Raw genomic sequence first — 4,234 nt, forward strand, 5'->3', positions numbered from 1 at the left:
TAAAAATATTAGTAAGACCTTCAAAATATAATTCTATAGAAATCAAATCTTCTATAGAATCTAAGATCAATGGAAAAATATCATTTATTATATCTTTATACTTATAAGAAACGTTGTTATCTTCCGTATAAGTATATCCATTTTCTAATTTAATAAAAAGTTCTTCTAAGCTTATATTTCTTAATTCTTCATTGATTATATTAGATATAGTGTTTAATTCATCTGAACTAATATCTTTTGTTGATTTATATATAGGATTTTTAACAATCCCATTATTTAAGACTATTACTACTAATACCCCTATACTATCTAAAGGTACTAATTTAATATGCTTAACTATGCTATTTTGAAATTTAGGTGAAGCAACTATAGAAGTATAATTTGTAAATACTGATAATATTTTAGCTGCATTTTGTATAAGTTCTTCTACATCATAACCTTCTTTAGATGCTATGCTTTTTATATCAAAATCTTTTAAACTATTTGAAGATAATATATGTGATTTTAATATTTCATCTACATACAGTCTATAAGCTTTTTCAGAAGGAATTCTTCCCGCTGAAGAATAAGGTTTGTTTAAGTAACCTTGTTCTTCTAAATCTGACATCTCATTTCTTATAGTAGCCGAACTAACACCTAAATCAAAGTTCCTTGAGATAGTCCTAGACCCTATAGGTTCAGCACTATCAATATAACTATTTATAATAGCATATAAAACTTTTAACTTTCTATCATCCAACATCATTCTCACCTCGGAATCTATATCTTGGATGTTGTTAGCAGTCTAATCTAAAGAGTGCTAATTACTATAGTATTAAATTATCATTTTTTAAACTATTTGTCAACACCTAATTTAATTTTCACAAGATAAAATTTAAAATACACACTCCCACTTTATTATAATAGGAAATCCACCTCCACCATATTAGATAAATCTAAACCTTTAGGTGTAAGTTTTATGAAATTTTTATCCTCTATTAAAAGTCCATTCTTTAAATGTTTTTCTATTTTCTTTTTAAAGAAATAGTCTACATCCTTTTTAAATCTTTTTTTAAATAAGCTTTTGTCGATACCTTTTGTAAGTCTTAGCCCCATTATACAAAACTCTGAAATTTCAATATTTACATGAATATCTTCTCCACTTTCTATAGGAAAGATTCCTTTATCTAAATCTAAAAAATAATCCTCAAAATTATTTCTGTTCCAATATCTCCTATTTTTGAAATAAGAATGACTGGAAATCCCTACTCCTATATAAGCTTCTATATTCCAGTAAAGTAAATTGTGCTTACATTCTTTATCTTGCAAAGCAAAGTTTGATATCTCGTAATGGATATATCCCATGTTTTTTAACTTATTTTTTATAAGATAGTACATATTTCTTTCTTCAGATTCATCAGGAAATTTTAACATTCCCTTATTAGCAAGCTTGTCTAGATAGGTATCCTTTTCAAGTATTAAGCCATAATAAGAAATATGTGCCGGTTTAATATTTCTTATTTTTTCTAAGTTTTTTTCTACATCTTCTATAGTTTCATCTGGAAGTCCAAAGATAAAGTCTAAGTTGATATTTTGAAAACCAGCTGTTTTTAAAATATTATATGATTCATAAAATTCTTTTTCAGTATGAATTCTTCCTATAGATTTTAAATGCTGATCATTTAAAGTTTGAACTCCCATACTTATTCTATTTATTCCAGCTTTTTTATATCTATTTGCTTTTTCTAGATCTAGTGTTCCTGGATTTACTTCTATAGTAACTTCTTCTAGATTTATTGTAATAAAGTTTTCTTTTACAAAGGCAAGTACTTTTTCTATATCTTTACCATCTATATGGGAAGGAGTTCCTCCTCCTATAAATATAGTCTTTATACTAGAATCCTTTAGAAGATCTTTATATAATGACAATTCTTTTATCAAGTTCTTTATATATTTATCTATAATATTATCTTTACCTGAAAAACTAGTAAAATCACAATAATAGCATTTTTTTTTGCAAAACGGTATATGGATATAAAGTCCTATTTCTTTCATAAGTTCCTCCTACAATTTAAAAATGCGTACCTAGAAGGTACACATTTTTATTCATCATATTTAAGTACAGTTAAAAATGCCTCTTGTGGTATTTCTACTGAACCTATTTGTCTCATTTTCTTTTTACCTTCTTTTTGTTTTTCAAGTAGTTTTCTCTTACGAGAAATATCTCCACCGTAACATTTAGCTGTAACATCTTTTCTAAGAGCTCTTATAGTTTCACGTGCAATTATTTTAGACCCAACAGCAGCCTGTATAGGTACCGCAAACTGATGTCTTGGTATTTCCTTTAATAGTTTTTCTGCTATGTTTCTACCTCTTTCATAAGCCTTATCTCTATGAACTATAAGTGAAAAAGCATCTACTGACTCTTCATTTATAAGTATATCTAGTTTAACAAGGTCTGACTTTACATATCCTTTTAATTCATAGTCAAATGATGCATAGCCTCGAGTTTTAGATTTTAAGGCATCAAAAAAATCATATACTACTTCATTTAAAGGAAGATCATAATGAAGTACAACTCTAGTTTCTTCTAAGTATTCCATATTTATAAAATTACCACGTTTATCCTGACAAAGTTCCATTATAGTTCCTATATAGTCTGTAGGACTCATGATAGAAGCCTTAACTATAGGTTCTTCCATGTATTCAATATCAGTTTGTTCTGGAAGATTGCTAGGATTTTGGATCTCAATCATTTCCCCATCATTTTTAGTTACCTTATATATAACACTTGGCGCTGTTGTAATTATACTTAAATTAAACTCTCTATCTAGTCTTTCTTGTATTATTTCCATATGAAGAAGACCTAGAAAACCACATCTAAATCCAAATCCAAGAGCAACAGATGTTTCTGGTTCAAATACTAAAGCTGCATCATTTACTTGAAGTTTTTCTAAAGCCTCTCTAACTGAGTTAAAGTCTTCTCCTTCAGCAGGATATATACCACTATATACCATTGGAACTACTTCTTTGTAACCAGGTAATGCTTCCTTAGTAGGGTTATTCCTTTCTGTTATAGTATCTCCTACTGTAGCTTCTTTTACATTTTTTATGCTTGCTGTTATAAAACCTACATCTCCAGCTTCAAGTTTATCCAAAACAATATGATTTCCAGTTATTACTCCAACTTCTGTTACTTCAAATGTTTTTCCTGTAGCCATCATTTCAATCTCCATACCTGGCTTAATAACCCCATCATAAACCCTTATATAACATATAACTCCTTTATATGTATCGTATATTGAATCAAATATTAAGGCCTTCAAAGGAGCATCTGTAACCATTTCAGGCGCTGGAACCTTTTCTATTATTTCTTCTAATACACTTTCTATATTTACACCATTTTTGGCTGATATAAGTGGTGCGTTTTCACAATCTATTCCTATAACATCTTCTACTTCTCTTTTTATTTCTTCTGGTCTTGCGCTTGGAAGATCTATCTTATTTATGACAGGAAATATCTCTAAGTCTTCATCTAGTGCTAAATATACATTTGCAAGAGTCTGGGCTTCTATTCCTTGACTTGCATCTACTATTAAAAGAGCTCCTTCGCACGCAGCTAAGGATCTTGAAACTTCATAAGTAAAGTCTACATGTCCAGGTGTGTCTATAAGGTTCAATATGTATTCTTCTCCATCTTTAGCCTTGTAAACTAATCTAACAGCCTTTAATTTAATTGTGATGCCTCTTTCTCTTTCCAAATCCATATTATCTAATACTTGAGACTGCATCTCACGTGAAGTAAGCATTCCAGTTTTTTCTATAAGTCTATCTGCAAGAGTAGATTTACCGTGATCTATATGTGCTATTATAGAAAAATTCCTTATATTTTTCTTTTTATTTTTATTTTTATTCATTTAAGGTGTTCTTCCTCCTTTAGTTCATTCTAGATAATTATAGCAAATTTCCATAGATATGTAAAACAATAAAAAAACAAAGAATACCCTATAAGATATTCTTTATTTTCGATAAATTTTCTTTAATAATATTTAGATCTAAATAATACCTTTCACCTAAAAAATCAAAAGTCTTTTTTTGCAAATTTAGTTTAAGTAGATTTGAATTTTCTAAAAAATCTTTTCTTTTAATCTCATCATTTACAATTTTTATACCTGATATCATAAGTAAAATTAAAAAAGTTATAACTATTTTTTTGATTTTATTTTTTAGTTTTGATTTGTGAAGTCTTTTATTT

4 protein-coding genes are annotated in these 4,234 nt (G+C 28.2%); all 4 read right to left on the reverse strand.

The window, feature by feature from the left end:
• Nucleotides 1-742 (reverse strand): heat-inducible transcriptional repressor HrcA (hrcA, locus tag ACTHW2_RS03645; RefSeq protein WP_442262374.1); only part of this gene is annotated, 742 nt, incomplete at its 3' end.
• A gap of 155 nt (nt 743-897) precedes the next feature.
• The gene (gene hemW, locus ACTHW2_RS03650) at nt 898-2,034 is read right to left on the reverse strand and encodes a radical SAM family heme chaperone HemW (protein ID WP_442262375.1); all 1,137 of its coding nucleotides are present in this window, start codon (nt 2,032-2,034) and stop codon (nt 898-900) included.
• Between the two features lie 47 nt (nt 2,035-2,081).
• On the reverse strand, nt 2,082-3,896 hold the full coding sequence (gene lepA / locus ACTHW2_RS03655) for a translation elongation factor 4 (RefSeq protein ID WP_442262376.1): 1,815 nt from the start codon (nt 3,894-3,896) through the stop codon (nt 2,082-2,084).
• Between the two features lie 88 nt (nt 3,897-3,984).
• A partial coding sequence (locus tag ACTHW2_RS03660; protein ID WP_442262377.1) for a hypothetical protein occupies nt 3,985-4,234 on the reverse strand: 250 nt, incomplete at its 5' end.

This window comes from Tissierella sp. (assembly GCF_052089545.1).
Lineage (GTDB): Bacteria > Bacillota > Clostridia > Tissierellales > Tissierellaceae > Tissierella_A.